19 protein-coding genes are annotated in these 17691 nt (G+C 34.0%); 6 read left to right on the top strand and 13 right to left on the bottom strand.

Annotation, left to right across the window (positions count from 1 at the left end; translation table 11 throughout):
- Position 1: 1 nt before the first annotated feature.
- Genes BLV84_RS10605 through BLV84_RS10595 form a run of 3 tightly spaced genes read right to left on the bottom strand, consistent with a single transcriptional unit; the run spans position 2 to position 2442 of the window.
- On the bottom strand, positions 2-385 hold the full coding sequence (locus tag BLV84_RS10605) for a DUF4296 domain-containing protein (protein WP_093244955.1): 384 nt from the start codon (positions 383-385) through the stop codon (positions 2-4).
- Positions 382-1719, bottom strand: coding sequence for a dihydroorotase (locus tag BLV84_RS10600; RefSeq protein ID WP_093244950.1), 1338 nt, complete (start codon positions 1717-1719; stop codon positions 382-384). The genes BLV84_RS10605 and BLV84_RS10600 overlap by 4 nt, the downstream gene beginning before the upstream one ends.
- Positions 1720-2442, bottom strand: coding sequence for a polyprenol monophosphomannose synthase (locus BLV84_RS10595; RefSeq protein ID WP_093244945.1), 723 nt, complete (start codon positions 2440-2442; stop codon positions 1720-1722).
- Between the two features lie 81 nt (positions 2443-2523).
- Here BLV84_RS10595 and BLV84_RS10590 point away from each other — a divergent pair, with 81 nt between their 5' ends.
- Both BLV84_RS10590 and BLV84_RS10585 read left to right on the top strand, forming a co-directional pair.
- Positions 2524-3183, top strand: coding sequence for a DUF4271 domain-containing protein (locus tag BLV84_RS10590; protein ID WP_159429422.1), 660 nt, complete (start codon positions 2524-2526; stop codon positions 3181-3183).
- 22 nt (positions 3184-3205) lie between these two features.
- Positions 3206-3949, top strand: a complete 744-nt coding sequence (locus BLV84_RS10585; RefSeq protein ID WP_093244936.1) for a uroporphyrinogen-III synthase — start codon at positions 3206-3208, stop codon at positions 3947-3949.
- A gap of 82 nt (positions 3950-4031) precedes the next feature.
- Here the strand turns inward: BLV84_RS10585 and pckA are convergent, their stop codons facing one another.
- Positions 4032-5627: a phosphoenolpyruvate carboxykinase (ATP) gene (gene pckA / locus BLV84_RS10580; protein WP_093244930.1), complete on the bottom strand. Its 1596-nt coding sequence runs from the start codon at positions 5625-5627 to the stop codon at positions 4032-4034.
- A gap of 74 nt (positions 5628-5701) precedes the next feature.
- Positions 5702-6088, bottom strand: a complete 387-nt coding sequence (locus tag BLV84_RS10575; protein WP_093244926.1) for a DUF423 domain-containing protein — start codon at positions 6086-6088, stop codon at positions 5702-5704.
- A gap of 61 nt (positions 6089-6149) precedes the next feature.
- Here BLV84_RS10575 and BLV84_RS10570 point away from each other — a divergent pair, with 61 nt between their 5' ends.
- The 3 genes from BLV84_RS10570 to BLV84_RS10560 all read left to right on the top strand — a co-directional run bounded on the left by BLV84_RS10570 (position 6150) and on the right by BLV84_RS10560 (position 11222).
- Positions 6150-7514 (top strand): saccharopine dehydrogenase family protein, encoded by a 1365-nt coding sequence (locus tag BLV84_RS10570; protein ID WP_093244922.1) that lies wholly within the window; start codon positions 6150-6152, stop codon positions 7512-7514.
- 65 nt (positions 7515-7579) lie between these two features.
- Positions 7580-10183, top strand: a complete 2604-nt coding sequence (locus tag BLV84_RS10565) for a T9SS-dependent M36 family metallopeptidase (RefSeq protein WP_093244918.1) — start codon at positions 7580-7582, stop codon at positions 10181-10183.
- Between the two features lie 67 nt (positions 10184-10250).
- The gene (locus tag BLV84_RS10560; protein WP_093244913.1) at positions 10251-11222 is read left to right on the top strand and encodes an ABC transporter ATP-binding protein; all 972 of its coding nucleotides are present in this window, start codon (positions 10251-10253) and stop codon (positions 11220-11222) included.
- Here the strand turns inward: BLV84_RS10560 and BLV84_RS10555 are convergent.
- The gene (locus tag BLV84_RS10555) at positions 11203-11637 is read right to left on the bottom strand and encodes a Rieske (2Fe-2S) protein (protein WP_093244908.1); all 435 of its coding nucleotides are present in this window, start codon (positions 11635-11637) and stop codon (positions 11203-11205) included. The two genes, BLV84_RS10560 and BLV84_RS10555, sit on opposite strands and share 20 nt — an antisense overlap.
- Before the next feature lie 98 nt (positions 11638-11735).
- On the opposite strand from BLV84_RS10555, the gene greA reads away from it, so the two are divergent.
- The gene (greA, locus tag BLV84_RS10550; protein WP_093244903.1) at positions 11736-12212 is read left to right on the top strand and encodes a transcription elongation factor GreA; all 477 of its coding nucleotides are present in this window, start codon (positions 11736-11738) and stop codon (positions 12210-12212) included.
- On the opposite strand, the gene BLV84_RS10545 is transcribed toward greA, so the two are convergent.
- The 7 genes from BLV84_RS10545 to BLV84_RS10515 form a co-directional block, all read right to left on the bottom strand.
- Entirely contained in the window at positions 12209-12958 is a 750-nt protein-coding gene (locus BLV84_RS10545; RefSeq protein ID WP_093244901.1) for a GIN domain-containing protein, read from the bottom strand. The genes greA and BLV84_RS10545 overlap by 4 nt on opposite strands.
- Positions 12955-14040 (bottom strand): acyloxyacyl hydrolase, encoded by a 1086-nt coding sequence (locus BLV84_RS10540; RefSeq protein ID WP_159429421.1) that lies wholly within the window; start codon positions 14038-14040, stop codon positions 12955-12957. The genes BLV84_RS10545 and BLV84_RS10540 overlap by 4 nt, the downstream gene beginning before the upstream one ends.
- A gap of 67 nt (positions 14041-14107) precedes the next feature.
- On the bottom strand, positions 14108-14923 hold the full coding sequence (locus tag BLV84_RS10535; protein ID WP_093244892.1) for a purine-nucleoside phosphorylase: 816 nt from the start codon (positions 14921-14923) through the stop codon (positions 14108-14110).
- Positions 14920-15537 (bottom strand): TIGR04282 family arsenosugar biosynthesis glycosyltransferase, encoded by a 618-nt coding sequence (locus BLV84_RS10530; protein ID WP_093244887.1) that lies wholly within the window; start codon positions 15535-15537, stop codon positions 14920-14922. Before BLV84_RS10530 ends, BLV84_RS10535 begins: the two co-directional genes overlap by 4 nt.
- The gene (locus BLV84_RS10525) at positions 15534-15986 is read right to left on the bottom strand and encodes a rhodanese-like domain-containing protein (protein ID WP_093244882.1); all 453 of its coding nucleotides are present in this window, start codon (positions 15984-15986) and stop codon (positions 15534-15536) included. The genes BLV84_RS10530 and BLV84_RS10525 overlap by 4 nt, the downstream gene beginning before the upstream one ends.
- 18 nt (positions 15987-16004) lie before the next feature.
- Positions 16005-16955, bottom strand: a complete 951-nt coding sequence (locus tag BLV84_RS10520) for a radical SAM protein (protein WP_093244878.1) — start codon at positions 16953-16955, stop codon at positions 16005-16007.
- Between the two features lie 7 nt (positions 16956-16962).
- Positions 16963-17691, bottom strand: a complete 729-nt coding sequence (locus BLV84_RS10515; RefSeq protein WP_093244873.1) for an ABC transporter ATP-binding protein — start codon at positions 17689-17691, stop codon at positions 16963-16965.

The following is a 17691-nucleotide window of genomic DNA, read 5'->3' as shown; positions in this document are numbered from 1 at the left end:
TTTACTTAATTGTTTTTACTGAGGTTGAGTCTGAATCTTCTTTCGGCTCATCTAAGGCGCTTCTCTTAGCTTCCACATTTGCTTTCACCTCCTTGTAAATTTCTAAATTCTCATCAAATTGAGTATTGTAATAATTCAGATTTTGCTTCAACTGAATACTATCAATTCCATATTTTTCAGAAATTAATTGATAAGAGCTAATGTTGTTTTTTTTCAAAGGAATATCAGAAACATTATCTGCAGCATCAAGAATCATCATATCAGTGACAATCTCAATCATTTTCTCTTTACCAATCAATTGATCAGGTTTAGATACCTCATAAGTTTCCTGACATGAAACCATCATGATTAGAATAAAAAAAATATAACTAAGACGTTTTATCATCTGTCAAATTTTAATGGCTGTCCCGGCATTTCTTCACTGAACTTAAAGTTGTTATAAACAAGATGTCCGTTAACAAAAGTATGCGTAATTCTCGATTTAAAGGTATTTCCAAAAAATGGTGACCAACCACATTTATAAAAAATATTAGATTGATTGACTGTCCAAGGCGAGTTGAGATTGACCAACACTAAATCAGCAAAATAACCCTCCTTAATAAAGCCTCTTTTTTCAACATCAAAAAGTTTTGCAGGGTTATGAGATGTTTTCTCCACAATTTGCTCAACACTCAAAACGCCTTGATGATAATATTCGAATAGAGCTGGTAAAGCATGCTGAACTAAAGGTCCGCCGCTTGGTGCTTTTGTATAAGTATTTTGTTTTTCTTCTAAAGTATGAGGCGCATGATCAGTAGCTATCACGTCGATTTTGTTATTTTTAAGCGCCTCTAAAAGTGCTTGACGATCTTGTGCTGATTTCACAGCTGGATTCCACTTTATTAAAGTTCCTTTTTCGTCATAATCCTCGTCTGAAAACCACAAGTGATGCACACATACCTCAGCTGTAATTTTTTTATTTTCGAGTTTTTTCTTTCCGTTAAACAGACGCATTTCTTTTGCTGTTGATAAATGAAAAACATGTAATCGAGCCCCTGTTTCCTCTGCGAGTTTTATCGCTTTTGAAGAAGATAAATAACAAGCTTCAGCACTTCTGATCTTCGGGTGTTGGCCTATCGGGATTTCTTCACCAAATTCTTCAATTGCTTTATCTAAATTTGCTTTAATTGTAGCTTCATCTTCACAATGTGCAGAGATTATAATCGGTGAGTTTTCAAAAATTTCTTTTAAAACCTTTTCATCATCAACCAACATATTTCCTGTAGAAGAACCCAAAAAAAGCTTCAGTGCAGGCGTTGTTTGAGGGTCTATCTTTTTAATCTCCTCTAAATTATCATTCGTTCCGCCAAACATGAAAGCATAATTAGCAAAACTTCCTTTTTGAGCTAGTTCTATTTTCTCTTGAAATTTCTCTTGTGTCGTAGTCTGTGGATTCGTGTTCGGCATTTCAAAAAAAGATGTGATTCCGCCAGAAACAGCAGCCTTCGAACCTGTCAAAATTGTTTCTTTATGTGTTAATCCTGGTTCTCTAAAATGAACCTGATCGTCGATCATACCAGGGATTAAATAGTTTCCCTCAGCATCAATCACTTTTGTTTCGCTTGATTTAACACTTATAGAAGAATTGATCTCTTTAATGATATGATCTTCAATCAGAACGTCACCTTCAGTTATCTTTCCTTCATTAACAATCTTCGCATGTTTAATTAAATATACCATCTACAATTTACCTATCATTTTACGGAAGCGCATACGGATTACACCAAATACTGCTTCTGTTATTATTTTGCTACTCATTTTAGATTTTCCACGAGTTCTGTCGGTAAAGATAATCGGAATTTCTTTGACATTAAAACCTAAATGATAAGCTTTATATTTCATTTCTATTTGAAAAGCATAACCTATAAACTTTATGCGATTCAAGTCAATTTTCTCAAGCACTTCTTTTCTATAAGCTACAAAACCTGCCGTGGTATCTTCTATTTCTAAACCTGTGATCAACTTTACATACTTTGAGGCGCCCCAAGACATCAAAACCCTTTTCATCGGCCAGTTAACAACATTTACACCTGTTAAATACCTAGATCCTATAACAACATCTGCACCATCGGTTAGAAATGCTTTATCCATTTCAACCAAATCTTTAGGATTATGAGAAAAATCGGCATCCATCTGAAAAATCTTTTCATAGCCTTTTTCTAAAGCCCATTTAAAACCATGAATGTAAGCGGTTCCTAAACCGTTTTTCTTAAGTCTTACCTCAAGAAAGAGATTAGGGTAAGTTTTCTGCAAATCTTTGACTAATTGAGGCGTCCCATCTGGAGAATTATCATCAATAACAAGGAGATGGAAATCAAGTGGAAGCGAAAAAACAGCATCAATGATATCTGTGATGTTTTCGCATTCATTATAAGTTGGTATGATCACCAATCGTTTGTTCATTGATTTGCTAAAGTTTGTGCCGCAAAGGTAAATATTTTATGTCCATGGATTGAGTTAACAAAACAACAAATTAATTTACATTTGCAGAAAAAAATTGTGGAGGTTATTGTTAGGCATACAAGTTCATCTGATTGGATTAGCTTTATTTATTTAGCTATCCTCCTTTTGATTGTTGCTGCCAAATATATCAACACCAATGAGTTTTATTTATTTTTTAAGCTTGATTTTTTAAAATCTTATTTCGCGGAAAAGAAAAGACTCAAGCAACAAATTATTTGGTTTGATTTAATACTTTTTATCATTACGATCAGTGTTATGAGCATTAGCATGATGCAAATTGAAACTTTAAAAACGAACTCTGACATCGTTAACTTTTCACATATTGGTTTATTTTTTTCAATCATTATTATATCCAAAAGTCTTTTAGAGATTTGTGTTGGTTTTTTTATAAATAAAACAGACTTAATCCTCAATTATATTTTCTTCAAAATTGCAAGTTTGGGATATGCCTCTTTACTTATTTTACCTCTTACTGCGATTTTAACCTATAATAAAATTCAATTTGAAGGATTTTCTTATCTCGTTATTGTTTTATTTTGCCTGACAAACCTTGTCTTTATAGGAAACTACATATACAGATATAGAAAGTACATAATACAAGATTGGTATTATTTTATTTTGTACATTTGCAGCCTTGAAATAGCACCACTAGTTATTAGCTATAAGTGGCTTAACTCTTAGGGTGTTTCAAAACCAAACACACATGAAAGTCAAGACTGTTCTCATCTCCCAACCAGAACCCAAAGTTGAAAACTCACCTTACGCTGAACTCGAAGACAAACTCAAAGTAAAAGTTGATTTTATTCCGTTTATTCACGTTGAAGGTGTTGAATCAAAAGAAGTTCGTCAGCAAAAAATTGATTTAAATGATTTCACTGCAATTATCTTAACAAGTAGAAATGCTGTTGATAATTACTTTAGAATCGCTGAAGAAATGCGTTTCAAAATCCCTGACAGCATGAAATATTTCTGCCAGAGTGAAGCTGTTGCGTATTATTTACAGAAATATGTTGTTTACCGTAAGCGTAAAATTTATGTCGGCAAAAGAAACTTCCAAGATTTAGTTGCAAGCATTAAAAAACATAAAGATGAAAAGTTTTTATTGCCTTCTTCTGATAGTTTAAAACCTGTTGTCCCTCAACAACTCGACAAAATCGGTGTGGATTGGACACGTGGTATTTTTTACAAAACTGTTGTAAGTGATTTATCTCACTTAAAAGAAGTTTTTTATGATGTCGTTGTCTTTTTCAGTCCAAGCGGAATCAAATCTCTTTTTGAGAACTTTCCTGATTTTGAACAGAAAGACACTCGCATAGCTGCTTTTGGCAAAACAACTTTAAAAATGGCTGAAAAACACGGTTTAAAAGTTCAAATTAAAGCACCAACACCAGAAGCTCCATCGATGACAATGGCTTTAGAGAATTATATTAAAGACGATAAAAAATAAAATTTACTGTCATTTTTTAAAATACAAAAAAGCCTCTCAAAATATTTTGAGAGGCTTTTTTAATATCTTATGTCAAAATCAATTAATGAAGTGGTCCTCCATTCATGATTTCTTCATTTGCGTAATCTTCAAATTTCTTAAAGTTGTTCTTGAATGATTTAGCTAATATTTCTGCCTTCTCATCATATGCTTTTCCATCACTCCAAGTTGACTTAGGGTTAAGCACTTCATTCGGAACGTTTTCACATGTTTTAGGCATATTTAAACCAAAAACTTCATGTGTTTCATACTCAACATTATCAAGTAAACCTTCTAATGCTGATGAAATCATTTCTCGCGTGTATTTCAATTTCATTCTTGATCCGACGCCGTAAGGTCCACCTGTCCAACCTGTGTTAACCAACCAAACGTTAACTCCGCTTTCTTTCATTTTTGCACTCAACATTTCAGCGTAACGTGTTGGATGTAACGGCATAAATGGTGCGCCAAAACAAGCTGAAAAACTCGGTAAAGGCTCATCAATACCAGCTTCAGTTCCTGCTACTTTTGCAGTATAACCACTGATAAAGTGATAAGCTGCTTGACCTGGTGTTAACTTACTAATCGGAGGCAACACACCAAAAGCATCTGCCGTTAGGAAGAAAATATTTTTAGGATTTTTCCCTACCGAAGGCTTCATGATGTTATTGATATGATAAATTGGGTAACTGACTCTTGTATTTTGTGTAATCGTAGAATCTTCAAAATCTACTTTTCCATCTCGGATTGTTACATTTTCTAGAATTGCACCTGGTCTGATCGCGCCATAAATATCAGGTTCTTTCTCTTCAGTCAGATCAATCACTTTTGCATAGCAGCCACCTTCAAAGTTAAAGACAATGTTTTCATTTGTCCAACCATGCTCATCATCACCAATAAGTTGACGTTCAGGATCTGCAGACAATGTTGTTTTACCAGTCCCAGAAAGCCCAAAGAAAATTGCTGTATCGCCATCTTGTCCAGAGTTTGCTGAACAGTGCATTGGCAATGTATTTTTATCTACTGGCAGAATAAAGTTAAGCGCTGAAAAAATTCCTTTTTTGATCTCTCCAGTATATCCAGTCCCACCGATTAAAGCAATCTTTTTAGTAAAGTTTAAGATTGCAAAGTTTTTGTCACGTGTCCCATCAACTTCAGGATCAGCTTGAAAACCTGGCGCATTAACTACCGTCCACTCTGGTGTAAAGTTTTCTAGTTCTTCTTCAGTTGGTCTTAAAAACATGTTATATGTAAACATGTTACTCCACGCATATTCATTGATATGGCGAATATTAACTTTATAGCTTTCTTCTGCACAAGCAAATGCATCTCTTACAAATATTTCTTTATCAGAAAGATATTTGACGACTTTATCATAAAGCTTATCAAATTTGTCTGCTTCAAAAGGGATATTGATATCGCCCCACCAAATTTCATCTTTAGTGATTTCATCTTTTACAATAAAACGGTCTAATGGAGATCGCCCAGTAAATTTACCTGTGTTAACAGCTAAAGCGCCTGAATCAACAGTTTGACCTTGACCTTTTTCTACTGTAATTTTGTGAAGTTCTTCAGAAGATAATTGATAATTAATTTGATCTGAATGAATGCCGTAAGACTTTAGCGAAATTGTTTTCGCTTGACTATCCTTGTTTTGCATAATATATGATGTTGTATTGTCATTTGGCTAACAAATTTAAACACTTATTTCCAAATAAGTGAGTAGTATTTCTATTATTTTCTATTTTTAAAAACAATAAATAAAACATAAAACCAAGAGAAAATAAGAAGGCTTCCTCCTAAAGGAGTTATCAATGCAATTTTAGTAAAATCAAAGCTTGATAACGTATTTGTTGATAGGCCGTAAATTGAACCTGAGAAAAACAAAACCCCAAAAACATTTAGCCACAAGACAACAGATTTCGATTTTGAATTCAACTCCTTAACAAAGCTCATTAAAATCAAAAAAAAAGCTTGATACATTTGGTATCGAACACCTGTTTCAAAAGTAAGGATTTGACTCTCAGTTAAGTGTTTTGTTAAACCATGCGATGCAAAAGCACCTAAAATAATTGCGACTCCACCGAGTCCTAATCCTAAACCTAATAGCTTCTTGCTCATTTTAAACTTATTTAATTACATTCGTGCCAATTAAACTAATATTTACTAATTTATTTACACTATGACTAAATTATTAATCATTGGAGCTGGTAAATCGGCATCTGCACTTGTCAGATATTTAGATGCAAACGCTCAAGAAAATAACTTACAAATTTTAATCGCTGACAAAGATATGCAAGCTGCCAAAAAATCAGCGGCATATCCATCAACAAAAGCAATTGAACTCGATATATTTAACACAGAGGAACGACAGAAGCAAATAAAAGCAGCCGATATGGTTGTCTCAATGCTTCCTGCAAGATTCCATATTGAGGTTGCCAAAGATTGTGTCAATTTTGGTAAAAATATGGCAACAGCTTCTTATGTTTCTGATGAAATGGCTGCGCTTGACGAAGAAGTTAAAACGAAAGGCTTGACTTTCATGAACGAAATTGGTGTCGATCCTGGTGTTGACCACATGAGCGCCATGAAGGTGATCGATGAAATCAGAGATAAGGGCGGTAAACTTATTCTTTTCGAATCTTTCACCGGCGGATTGGTCGCTCCTGAAAGCGATGATAACCTTTGGAATTATAAATTTACATGGAATCCCAGAAATGTTGTCGTCGCCGGACAAGGCGGTCCTGCTAAATTTATACAAGAAGGCAAATACAAATACATTCCTTATCAACGTTTATTTAGAAGAACCGAATTTTTAGAGGTTCCTGGCTATGGACAATTTGAAGGTTTAGCCAACAGAAACTCATTAGCTTACCGTGAAGTTTACGGCATCGAAGATATACCAACTTTATATAGAGGAACGCTGCGCCGTGTCGGATTTAGTAAAGCTTGGAATGTATTTGTTCAACTTGGTGTAACTGACGATACTTACACTTTAGAAGATTCAGAACACATGACTTATCGTGAGTTTTTCAATACATTTTTGCCTTACTCACCAACAGATTCTGTTGAATTAAAACTGCGACACAGTCTAAAAATCGATCAAGATGATTTGCTTTGGGAGAAACTTTTAGATCTAGATATTTTCAACAACAAAAAAACAATCGGTATCAAAAACGCAACGCCAGCACAAGCTCTACAATCAATTCTTGAAGAAAAATGGATGCTAAAACCTGATGACAAAGATATGATTGTGATGTATCATAAATTTGGGTATGAACTCGATGGTCAAAAAAAACAAATTGACTCAACAATGGTGAGCATTGGTGAAGATCAAACATTTACAGCCATGTCTCGAACTGTTGGTCTACCATTAGGAATTGCGATTATAAAAATGATCAAAAAAGAAATTACTAGACCTGGTGTTCTCAGACCAATTTATCCTGAGATTTATAAACCTATTTTGAAAGAATTAGAAGAACATGGTATTGAGTTCACAGAAACACAAACCGAATATCTTGGCTATAACCCACATAACCTGAAATAATTTTAACATGGGTTAAATCAGTCTTTCATTAAATTCGACTTATTTTGCAGAAAAAATCAAATTTAATGAAGTTTAAAACTTTACTTTTCACATTAGGCTTGATGATCATATCGTCAAGCCTTTTTGCTCAGAACAACTCACAATTTATCAAAGATTATCTTAAGCGCAATGCTTCAACTGAAGGATTAGATTTTAAAGATGTTGATCAATTGCAATTAAGCAGTCAGCATTTCTCTGAAAGTCTTGATGCCGATTTAATTTATATACAACAAAGTTTAAATGGGGTTCCTATTTACAATGCAATTGGTACTTTTTTAGTCAAAAATCAAGAAGTTTCTTTACAAAGTCACAATTTCACTTCAAGTCTCAACGATAAAATTTCAAACACATCTGCAAGTCTTGATGTCAAAGAAGCTATCAATATTGCTGCTAATTATTTTCAATTAGATAAGAATTCTGAAACTAGAATTATTGAGAGTAAAACTAAGAATTCTTACGAATTAGAAAACAACTCGATTTCACATGAAAAAATTCTTGCTCAGTTGGTTTATCAAGAAATTGATAATGCACTTGTTTTAGCTTGGGATATCAGTATCTATCTTAAAAATACTGAACACTGGTGGAGTTTTAGATTAGATGCTAGCTCAGGAGAAATCATCGATCAGAACGATTGGCTACTCAGCTGTAATTTTGAAAATCATAATCATCAAAAATTTTTAGGTTTAAAGCAATATAAAAAAATTCAACAGAAAAGATCTGTTTTATTTCAGCAGTCCACTTTAAGTGACAATGCTCAATATCGCGCTTTCGACATTACTGTCGAGTCACCTAATCATGGAGAAACATCTTTATTAATTAATCCTGCTAACGTGATTGCTTCTCCTTATGGCTGGCATGATACAGATGGCATTGAAGGTGCAGAATACACAATTACGAGAGGAAATAATGTCTATGCTCATGAGGATAGAGCTGGAAATGATTCTCCTGGCTACTCACCTGACGGAGGCACTAATCTTAATTTTGATTTCCCTTTTCAAGAAAACCAGCCTGCAGTGGTTAATGAAGATGCAGCAATTACAAACCTTTTTGTTCGTAATAATATGATGCACGACCTATGGTTTGCCTACGGTTTTGATGAAGAAGCTGGCAACTTTCAACAGAAAAATTATGAAGCATCTTCGCTCTACGAAAATGACCCAGTTTATGCTGATGCGCAAGATGGCAGCGGTATTAATAACGCAAACTTTGGTACGCCACCAGATGGTTACAGCCCAAGAATGCAAATGTTTTTATGGGCAACAACAGGCCAGCCTTTACCACAAATAAACATCATAAATTCGAGCGCTTCAGGAGAATATTATGGTGTCGAAGCTGGATTTGGTCCAGCATTAACAACTGAAGCTTTAATCGCTAATCTTGTTTTAGCTGAAGACTTTACTAGCTTTAATGATTATGAAGCTTGTAATAACTTAACCAATCCAGCTGAAATTGATGGAAAAATTGCTGTTATTAAGCGAGGAAATTGCAGCTTTACTGACAAAGTTATGAATGCCCAAAACGCAGGCGCCATTGCTGTGATTGTTGTCAATAATGAAGCTGGACAACCTATCAGAATGGGCGGAGAAAATACTTCAATTAGCATTCCATCATTAATGATCACTCAATATGATGGGCAAAATTTAATTTCTGCTCTTGAAAACAATGAAACAATAACAACCAGCATCGCAAATAATGGTCCATTTAAAATTGATGGAGATTTTGATAATGGCATTATTGCTCATGAATATGGCCATGGTATTTCAAGCAGACTGACTGGTGGAAAAGCTGACGTCAATTGTCTTTTTAATGACGAACAAATGGGTGAAGGCTGGAGCGACTGGATCGGACTTATCATGACAATGAATGAAGGTGACCAAAGCACAGATGCTCGTGGCTACGGAACTTTTGCTGTTAACCAAGATATTTCAGGTTCTGGAATTCGTCCTTTTCCTTACACGACGAATATGAGTGTTAATCCTGCAACTTATGATTTAACGAACAACTATCAGCTCTCTGCACCTCACGGCATTGGATTTGTTTGGGCAACAATGCTTTGGGATTTAACTTGGGAATTTATCGATGTTTACGGTTATGATCCAGATTTATACAATGGTGATGGCGGTAACAATAAAGTAATGCAACTTGTGATTGATGGTTTAAAACTACAATCTTGTGACCCTGGTTTTATTGACGGACGTGATGCTATTTTACAAGCAGACCAACTGATTAACAACGGCGCAAATCAATGTTTAATTTGGGAAGTTTTTGCACGTCGTGGTTTAGGTTATAGCGCTAACCAAGGTTCTGCATACAGTAGATATGATCAAACTGAAGCTTTTGATTTACCACCTTCTGATCTACTAAATTGTACTTTAAATAATGAAAGTTTTAATAAATCTGATTTTAAGATTTTCCCTAATCCAACTCAAAGTCACTTTGAAATAGATTTTGGTCAATTGAATTTTGAAAAAGTTAATGTTCAGATCTACGATATCAATGGACGCGAAATTCTTTCTCAAGAAACTTCAGAAAATCAAGTTATTGATGTCAGTCATTTATCGAGCGGCGTTTATTTTGTAAAGATGAATAATGGCTTAAAAACAACAACAGAAAAATTGATTGTTCAATAACAATCTAAAATATTAATTCTCAAAAATCCTGATATCTCATCAGGATTTTTTTATTCATCTTTGTATCATGTTAAAAGTTAAAAACCTGACCTACCTTCACAATGCTTCTGAAGGTGTGAAAAATATCAATTTTGAAGTTCAACCTGGAGAATTTACTGCGATTATTGGCGAAAGCGGTTGCGGTAAAAGCACACTTCTCAAATCTATTTTTGGACTTTATGATTTAAAAGAAGGGCAAATTTTTTGGAGAAAAGATGAAATTAAAGGACCGAAATACAATTTAATTCCCGGTTATGAACATTTCAAATATCTTGCGCAAGAGTTTGATTTGATGCCATACATCAGTGTTGAAGAAAACATAAAAAAACATCTCTCACGTCAATTTCCAGAGGAAAGTCAGCAGAAAACTGATGAACTTCTTCAACTTTTAGAACTTAAAGATTTAAAAGATAAAATGGTGAAAAACTTGAGTGGCGGACAAAAACAGCGTGTTGCCATCGGTCGTGCTTTAGCCAAAAAACCTCAGCTGATTTTATTTGACGAACCTTTCAGCCATATTGATCAATTTAAAAAACATAAACTGAGAAGAGAGATTTTTTCATATCTCAAAAAAGAAAATATCAGCCTGATTGTTGCCACACACGACATGGATGATGTACTAGGTTTTGCAGATAGCATTATGATTTTAAAAAACGGCAAACAAATAGATTACAGAAAAGCGGAAGCCGTTTATACCAAACCTAAAAACATGTACTGCGCTTCGCTTTTTGGAGAGGTCAATCAACTCATGATTCCTGAGATCAAGCCTTCAAGTGAAAAAACCATTATTTATCCTGAAGAAATTAAAATATCTGAAAATGCCACTGAAGAAGCTGACGTTTTAAATATCTATTTTAAAGGTCAGCATTACATGATTATTGCAAAATACAAAGGCGAAGAAATCATCATCAACTCAGTTGAAAAACCGACTACAAATCAAATCAAATTTCATTTTGATCTTGAAAAAATAAATAATAGACTTAATTATAAATCTGAATAATATCACCTGATTGAACCACTCTGTATTGATAAAGCGGATAGATGAGGTTTTCACCAGAAATTGGTTGTCCAGTCGCAAGACTGTAAACATTAAGTTGCTCACACTCTGATTCGGCATTCAAACCATTAATTTCTAATCGTGCACAATTCTGATTTGGCAATAAATTTGGATCAGCAGCATCCCAAGCTAAAAAGTCATTACCAGTATTGACAATAATAATTCCAAGGTTGCCTTGAGTTCCCACATAAACAGCATTCCCTGGATAATTAAGATCGATAAATTGGGGTAAATTTAAGCTGATTTGCAGGTCAACATTTAGATCAACCAAATTAGGATTGTTTCTTCTTTCATCATCTGATTCACAAGAAGTCAAAGCAATTAACAAGCTAAATATCAGGAGGACTTTTTTAAACATAACTTAAAACTATTGATTTCAATCTGTAAAATTATTACATTTGTAACTTAGAATCTCGTAAAAGCGGGATTCTTTTTTTATGATATAAATCTAAGATTATGAGTAAAGTTTCTTATTATTCAGAAGAAGGCTTAAAAAAGCTGAAGGCTGAGCTTGACCAATTAAGAGATGTTGAAAGGCCTAAAGCTTCACAAGCAATTGGTGAAGCAAGAGACAAAGGCGACTTGAGTGAAAATGCTGAGTACGATGCTGCAAAAGAAGCACAAGGTATGTTGGAAATGAAAATTTCAAAATTAGAAGAAGTTGTCTCAAATGCACGCGTCATTGACGAATCTCAATTGGATACTTCTAAAATCCTGATTCACTCTACTGTGAAGCTTAAAAACACAAAGACAAATCAAGAAATGACTTATAAATTGGTCGCGCAAAGCGAAGCTGATTTAAAGTCAAATAAAATTTCTGTTGACTCTCCTATCGGTAAAGGCTTACTTGGTAAAGAAGAAGGCGACCTCGCTGAAATCAAAGTTCCAAATGGCACACTTACTTTTGAGATTATCGAGATCTCACGTGACTAATCTGTCACAAACCAACATCCTGTATAAAAACATTCAATCGCTAAATTGTTAGGCGTTTGCTGAAAATATATTGAACCTGTCGAGCGAATTTCACCAACAGCTTTTTGCTGTACGTTAAGTTGTGAATTTCTGCTCGATCGGTAAAATATATCAACTTCTTGTGCCTGAAGATTTTCTCCATAAAAGGCACCAGAACCATCATAAAAACCGAGTGACATTTTATTGGTTTTTCCTGTGATGTAGAAATCTGAAATACCTGAACTGACGATCCCAAAATTATTTACATCAATATCCATTTTAAAATCGCCAGAATTTAAAGCATCATTGTCATTATAACTCTCAGATATCAATCTTAAAAAAGGAAAATTGAGCTGCCCAAGACTTTGTATTGTGTACTGACTTGAATTTCGGATTTGTCGAATATCAGTCACATGCAAAACAATTTCGGCAAAAGGTTCTGAATTTCCAAAAGGACAAACATTGTCCAAACTTAATTCTAAAGTTTGATTATTAAACTCAATATTTAAATTTTCAAAAGACTTTTGATCGGTGATGATTTCCAATTTATTTTCAGTTGATTGTTTCACAGAAAGTTGAATATCTCTGCGTACAATCACTTCTTCAATAGCGATGATGGTTTGTTCATAGGTTTCCTTTTCAGAATGTGAACGCAAGCAATCTTTGGCGTCTTCAATATCGCAAGAAAATAATGTGATTATAAATATGTAAAAAAAAATGTTTCTCATAATTTAAATCCGATTCCAAATTCAATTGATTCTGCTTTTGCAAAATGTGTTTTCAATAATAAAGAACCAAAAAAGTGTTTTGAAATATCATATTGTAGACCAATTCTGGTATAAACTCTCTTTAAATAATCAACAGGGTAATATATATAGTAACCGATTTGAGTGGCCACATTAAGTTTTCCCATATAAAAACGATGTCCTCCAAAAAGTCCGATTCTTTTGTAATCATCATCCGCAGAAATACCATCATTTGGGAAAGCGGCTTCTTTATAAACGTTATGTTCTTTTGCAGCTTGGCTCAAAAATAAATCAGCGCCAAGTTGTATTGCATTTTTATGAGTTAAAGGCTTTTCAGCCAAAGTTGTGAATGTAAAGAAAGGATATTTTTTTGATTGTAATAATCCTAAATCATTAAACCCTGAAGCAAATATAAATTGGTAATTCATTGGCTTGATTGGAGTTTCTGTGATTTCTTTCTCCTTAAAATTTACGTCTTCAGAAACATCATAAGTCAAACCGGCAGAAAGACCATAATTATTTGTACCTGTATTTGGTGATTGCATTTTCCCGTTTGAGTAGTGCATCAAAAATAATCCAGCTTGAAATCTTAATGGTAGATTAAACAATCGCTGAGATTGGTAAGATAATTCAAATAAAACACTAGCTGTTAGTTTTGATCCGTAAGCCACATTTTTAGGATTATCAATTTTATCAAAAGGGTTTGTAATGTATCCCAAACCTAAACCAAACTTCAAATTCAGTCGACGCTTAAGAAAATAGAATTTATAATGTGGATGAAGACTATAAACATTCCCTAACTGCGTTGCTCCCATGTTTTGATAAACAAAGCTCACACCAAAACTTGGATAATTGTAAAGTTGATGCCATTCTTTTTCACCAGTTAAAAAGTGATCATAAGACAAAGAAAAACCATGCGTTGGTCCTTGAACGAGGTGTGACATTTCTGGTTTATGCATAATCACTTTCCCGAAAAGATAAGACACATGAAAACCATCAATTTGACTTTGCGCTTGCGTCACACCGAAGCCTAAAAATAAAATAAATACAAATAAAATTCTCACAATCACAAAAAAAGCATAGTTTTCAAAACTATGCTTTTTAATTAAATTCTTATTAAAATATTAATTTTTAAACTTCTAAATCAGCAATTAATTCTTTAAACAGCTTAATCATTTTAGGTTCAGCTTTAGCTGACATGTCTAAAATAGACTGCACATCAACTTCTTGTAAATCATCAGGATCACATTCGTCAGTTAACACAGAAACAGCAACAACAGGAAGCTTCAGGTGGTTTGCCACAATAATTTCTGGAACTGTACTCATCCCAACAGCATCGGCTCCAATAATTTTCAAATAACGATATTCAGCTCTTGTTTCAAGTTGAGGTCCTTTTACTGAAGCATAAATACCTTTGTGTAACGCGATGTCATTACGTTTGGCTATCGCCTCAATTTTTTCGCTCATTTTTTTGTCGTAAGGACAACTCATATCTACAAAACGATCACCAGTTTTTGAAACACCTTTAAAAGCTAAAGGTGAGCCGCCCAATAAATTAATGTGATCATCAATCAGCATGATATCGCCTTTTTTGAAATCTAGATTAATCGCGCCAGCAGCATTCGACACTAATAATTTTTTGATTCCTAATCGATTCATTATTCGAACTGGATAAGTCACATCAAGAAAATCATAGCCTTCATAAAGGTGAAAGCGACCTTGCATAATCACAACTTTCTTACCTTCAAGATTTCCATAAATCAGTTTGCCCTTATGAAACTCAACTGTTGCTGTCGGAAAATGCGGAATATGATTATAACTGACTTCCGCTAAAATCTCAACTTCATCAGGTAACTTCCCTAATCCTGTTCCTAAAATAATTCCAATCTCAGGTGACTCAAAACCTCTCTCTCTTAAATAGTCAACTGTTTGTTCTATATATGTCATTTGTACTTTTTTATAATGTTTTCTAATTCTGTGTTTCCTTTAATATCATCTAGATAATCAACATCATTTTTCTGCTCTAAAATACTTATTTTTTTGTCCTTGAGCGCATCAATTGTCTGATTAAAAACTTGTGATGTGCTCCATTCTTTAAGCTGGAAAACTTCAGGATTCAAACTTTCCATTCCTAATAAATAATAACCACCATCTGAAGCAGGACCAATCACCACATCATTTGTATCAAGTTTTTTAAAAGCTTGATTAATCACTTTTTCGTTTAAATCTTGAATATCAGTCCCAACAATCACAACCTTCTCAGCATTTTCATGAAAAGCAGTTTCAAAAGCATGCTGCATTTTTTCACCTAAATCACCTTGAATTTGCTCTCTTTTTTCAAATAAACCATCATCCCAAATGTCATTTTTATGAATCTGATCTGCATACCAAACTTGTCTTTTAACATTGATTTTTTGAGTGATCTCGGCAGTGTTTTTCAGCAGATATTTATAAACTTCCAGAGCCGCATGTTCGCCAACGCTTTTAGCTAATCTTGTTTTGCATTTTCCTAATTCAGGATGTCGTGCAAAAATCAATAAGAGTTTTTTTTCCTTACTCATAAAACAGCTTTGGCTTTAAAAAGATATTTTTCCCATTTTAAACTATAAACATGAACTTTCCCGGTGATTTCATTTGAAGAATCAAAAAGTGGATAATCAAAGTCAGCCCAATGAAATATCCCGCCATATAAATTGTTGACAGATTGAAATCCTGCTTTCTGAAGTTGAATGCCTATGCGTTCTGAGCGTACACCTAAAGAGCAATACAGAATGATTTGTGAATATTTTGAATACTGATTTTGAAAACTTTTTAAGTCAAAATTTTCATAACCAATATGAATTGCATTTGGCAAATGGCTCACATTATATTCAGCCTCTTCACGTGTGTCAAAAACAAGAAAATCATTATGTTTTTGTCGATATAAATCTTCAACAGAAATATAAGGAATTTCACCCGTATTTTTCTTCGTTAGTAACTCTTGAATAATTTCTTTATGGGATAGTGACATTTCACAAGCTTTAATCAGTTATGAAATAGCATCAGTTGCCATCACGCCATTTTTATCAAAAATTTCATCTTTATGACATTTCATAAATTCATCGCAATACAAACAGATGTTTTTCAAATCAGCATTTTTGGCTTTAGATTCTTCTTGAGAAACACCGAGATGTTCTCCCATTTTTAATGGCTTTCCTTCGTTAAGCATTCTGAAAACCAAGTTTTTTGAAGCGCGCTCCAAAACATCGACAACTTTTTCTTTTCTTGCATCGCCCATCGGAAAATGTGTGCCTGGACAACATGGATTAATGCGCCATAACTGAATGCTAAATTCATTAGGAATATCATCATAACCGCCTAAAAAGTTTCTGGCGCCTGATAAAATATTACAGAAATTATGATCTGGATCCTTTTTATAAATATCATTTTTAACGGCTTTGCCTCTCGCCCAATTTCCGCCGAGCCACATTTCTTCAGTTGCACCCCAGTAACCCCAGCTCAAAGGGTTTTCGGCTAAATAATGTCCGCCTTCAATCAAAGGATCTTTTTCTGTGCCATTCACGCCGCAACTCTCAAAAATTTCACCTAATTCAGCTAGACGACTTCCTGCTTTTTTGTGGTAGCGATCAATACTTGCGATATCAAAACGTCTGACACCTTTTTCGATTAAAATTTCAAGTTTCTCTTTGTTCAACAAGTCTCCGTTTGTTTGAAGCATCACTTGTGTTTCGTCTCCGTATTTTTCTTGAATTTTATCTAAAATAGCATAAAGTAGTTTAATCTCAGATAAAGGTTCGCCACCGCTCAAGATCAAACGATCAACGCGATCAGGCATATTCTCGATAATTGCAAAACAATCTTCTTTTGAAATTCTCGCCCCAAAAGGACTTGAATCGTTATAACAATGGTCACAATCGTCATTACAAAGTTGTGTGAAAACCCAATAAAGCGATTCAACGTGATTAAAATCTTTCTTCATTTTTCAACTATTCAAATTCTTGGATTTTCGTCCAAAAATCAATTTCTTCTTTTACTCCAGATTTTTCATCTTGAATAAAATCTTTTTTATTTTGATATGTTCTCAAATGGCCATGATCAATTTTAGCAATTTGATCACCAATCATCAGAGCTTCTTTTAAATCGTGGGTAACAAATAAAGCTGAAATTCCATATTGTTTGATCAGTTTTAAAAACAGCTTTTGCATATTTTCGCGAGTCTCCACATCCAATGCGCCAAAAGGTTCATCGAGCAATAAAACTTGAGGTTCGATGATGATGGCTCTCGCAAATGCAACGCGCTGTTTTTCGCCGCCTGATAATTGAAGCGGGAATTTAGAAGAATGATCTGACAATGCAATTTCTTTTAAAATAGCTTTAACGCGACTTTCTATTTCTGTTGCTTCAACTTTTTGCGCTTGTAACCCAAAAGCGATATTGTCGAACACATTTAAATGTGGAAAAAGTAAAGCTTCCTGAAAGAGATAAACAATTTGTCGTTGATTAACCTTCTTATTTAAAATGGATTTTTGATTTAGAAAAACATCACCAGAATCAGGTTTTTCAAGTCCGGCTATGATTTTTAATAAACTCGTTTTTCCACTTCCAGATTTTCCTAAAACACTGATGACCTGATTTTCATTTAATTGTAAATTAACTGAAGATAAAACAGGTTTTTGCTGAAAGCTTTTAGATATATTTTTAAGTTCTAATCGCAT

It is taken from the genome of Psychroflexus halocasei, from assembly GCF_900107595.1.
Lineage (GTDB): Bacteria > Bacteroidota > Bacteroidia > Flavobacteriales > Flavobacteriaceae > Psychroflexus > Psychroflexus halocasei.
Note: the sequence above shows the minus strand (reverse complement) of the source record. Positions and strands in the feature narration are given on the sequence as shown.

Bases quoted from the DNA above. Each gene is read 5' to 3' on its own strand.
- BLV84_RS10575 (WP_093244926.1), bottom strand. From the start codon at position 6,088: ATGAGCAAGAAGCTATTAGGTTTAGGATTAGGACTCGGTGGAGTCGCA.
- greA (WP_093244903.1), top strand. From the start codon at position 11,736: ATGAGTAAAGTTTCTTATTATTCAGAAGAAGGCTTAAAAAAGCTGAAG.
- BLV84_RS10565 (WP_093244918.1), top strand. From the start codon at position 7,580: ATGAAGTTTAAAACTTTACTTTTCACATTAGGCTTGATGATCATATCG.
- BLV84_RS10595 (WP_093244945.1), bottom strand. From the start codon at position 2,442: ATGAACAAACGATTGGTGATCATACCAACTTATAATGAATGCGAAAAC.
- BLV84_RS10530 (WP_093244887.1), bottom strand. From the start codon at position 15,537: ATGAGTAAGGAAAAAAAACTCTTATTGATTTTTGCACGACATCCTGAA.
- BLV84_RS10515 (WP_093244873.1), bottom strand. From the start codon at position 17,691: ATGCGATTAGAACTTAAAAATATATCTAAAAGCTTTCAGCAAAAACCT.
- BLV84_RS10545 (WP_093244901.1), bottom strand. From the start codon at position 12,958: ATGAGAAACATTTTTTTTTACATATTTATAATCACATTATTTTCTTGC.
- BLV84_RS10600 (WP_093244950.1), bottom strand. From the start codon at position 1,719: ATGGTATATTTAATTAAACATGCGAAGATTGTTAATGAAGGAAAGATA.
- BLV84_RS10525 (WP_093244882.1), bottom strand. From the start codon at position 15,986: ATGTCACTATCCCATAAAGAAATTATTCAAGAGTTACTAACGAAGAAA.
- BLV84_RS10555 (WP_093244908.1), bottom strand. From the start codon at position 11,637: ATGTTTAAAAAAGTCCTCCTGATATTTAGCTTGTTAATTGCTTTGACT.
- BLV84_RS10570 (WP_093244922.1), top strand. From the start codon at position 6,150: ATGACTAAATTATTAATCATTGGAGCTGGTAAATCGGCATCTGCACTT.
- BLV84_RS10585 (WP_093244936.1), top strand. From the start codon at position 3,206: ATGAAAGTCAAGACTGTTCTCATCTCCCAACCAGAACCCAAAGTTGAA.
- BLV84_RS10520 (WP_093244878.1), bottom strand. From the start codon at position 16,955: ATGAAGAAAGATTTTAATCACGTTGAATCGCTTTATTGGGTTTTCACA.
- BLV84_RS10560 (WP_093244913.1), top strand. From the start codon at position 10,251: ATGTTAAAAGTTAAAAACCTGACCTACCTTCACAATGCTTCTGAAGGT.
- pckA (WP_093244930.1), bottom strand. From the start codon at position 5,627: ATGCAAAACAAGGATAGTCAAGCGAAAACAATTTCGCTAAAGTCTTAC.
- BLV84_RS10605 (WP_093244955.1), bottom strand. From the start codon at position 385: ATGATAAAACGTCTTAGTTATATTTTTTTTATTCTAATCATGATGGTT.
- BLV84_RS10535 (WP_093244892.1), bottom strand. From the start codon at position 14,923: ATGACATATATAGAACAAACAGTTGACTATTTAAGAGAGAGAGGTTTT.